This window comes from Streptomyces yokosukanensis (assembly GCF_001514035.1).
Classification (GTDB): Bacteria; Actinomycetota; Actinomycetes; order Streptomycetales; family Streptomycetaceae; genus Streptomyces; species Streptomyces yokosukanensis.
Genome location: NZ_KQ948285.1, coordinates 1 through 1365, shown reverse-complemented (window position 1 = coordinate 1365; position 1365 = coordinate 1). Strand labels below are relative to the sequence as shown.

The 1365-nt window shown below is 64.8% G+C and carries 2 protein-coding genes; one reads left to right on the top strand and one right to left on the bottom strand.

Features of this window, described 5'->3' with window-relative positions; all coding sequences use genetic code 11:
- Window positions 1–42: 42 nt before the first annotated feature.
- Window positions 43–872, top strand: a protein-coding gene (locus tag AQI95_RS47075; protein WP_107121929.1) for an IS5 family transposase whose coding sequence is annotated in 2 segments (ribosomal slippage) — window positions 43–390 and window positions 393–872 — 828 coding nt in all. Because the reading frame shifts where the segments join, the coding sequence is not laid out codon by codon here.
- Window positions 873–891: 19 nt separating this feature from the next.
- Here AQI95_RS47075 and AQI95_RS44180 read toward each other — a convergent pair.
- The gene (locus AQI95_RS44180) at window positions 892–1320 is read right to left on the bottom strand and encodes an SMI1/KNR4 family protein (protein ID WP_067137147.1); all 429 of its coding nucleotides are present in this window, start codon (window positions 1318–1320) and stop codon (window positions 892–894) included.
- Between the last annotated feature and the right edge of the window lie 45 nt (window positions 1321–1365).

Below are 1365 nucleotides of genomic sequence, written 5' to 3'. Positions count from 1 at the left end.
AAGAGGTCGTTTCTTATGGCGTGATCGGTCGTTGAACCGTGCATGACGGATCTGGTGGAACGGTTGGTACCGGACGAGTTGTGGACGCTGTTTCGGCGGGTGGTTATGCCGATTGAGGTCATACGCCCGCAGGGCGGTGGGCGGCGGCGAGCCGATGACCGTGAATGCCTGGCCGCGATCATCTTCGTGGCCACCTCGGGCTGCACCTGGCGGCAGTTGCCGCCGGTGTTCGGGCCGGCCTGGCCGACGGTCTACCGACGTTTCGCCCAGTGGAGTCGGGAGCGGGTCTGGGCCCGGCTCCACCGCTTGGTCCTCGACGAACTCGGGGCCCGTGGTGAGCTGGACTGGTCGCGGTGCGCGATCGACTCCGCCAGTGTCCGGGCGGCAAAAGGGGGCCACTGACCGGACCGAATCCGACCGACCGTGGCAAGAGCGGATCGAAAATCCACCTGATCACGGACCGCAACGGGCTGCCCCTGTCGCTGGGTATCTCCGGCGCCAACATGCACGACAGCCTTGGCCTGGAACCTCTCGTGCGTGGGATACCGCCCATCCGTTCCCGACGTGGTCCGCGCCGCCGACGTCCGGCCAAGCTCCACGCCGACAAGGGATACGACTACGACCACCTGCGCCGATGGCTCAGCCAACGGGGCATCCGCCACCGCATCGCCCGCAAGGGGATCGAGTCCTCCACACGGCTGGGCCGCCACCGCTGGGTTGTCGAACGGACTGTGTCCTGGCTGGCCGGCTGTAGACGCCTGCACCGACGGTACGAACGCAAGGCCGAACACTTCCTCGCCTTTGTCGGCATAGCCGCAGCCCTCATCGCCAGCCGGCGTCTTACAGACAGGATGAAGAACACGGCGGCGTGATGTCACCGGCTCCGTGGCACTACCGGTACCAGTCCCCGGCATCTCGCAGAGCCCTGTGCAAGTACTGCTCCAAGTCGTACGTCACCAGATACCTACTGTCCGTTTCGTGGTCCCAGACGAAGACTTCGTCCCGTGAGGGGGTGCGGATACAGGCGAACTGATCGCCTCCCCAGTTGCTGCCGAAGAACATCAGCGGTTGAAACGGCATGTAGAGGTCCACAAAATCCCGTGAGCCGCGGAAAGCTGCGTTGTCCCTAATGATCCGCTCGGCTGGCCAGATCACGTCCAGGCCCTGGTAGGTCACACCGTTGCACTCCTGCAGCAACTCCGCCAGGTCTTCGGGAAGCCGTTGCCCGAGCGCCCGCTCGACTCCCGTCACGACGTCGTCGCCTGCCGGAGGCCCGAGCTCGACAGCCGAGGTCACCTCAAGGATCAGATCTCGCCACATGGCATGAGCTTCTCAGACGACGGCCAGCCATAAGAAACGGCGTCT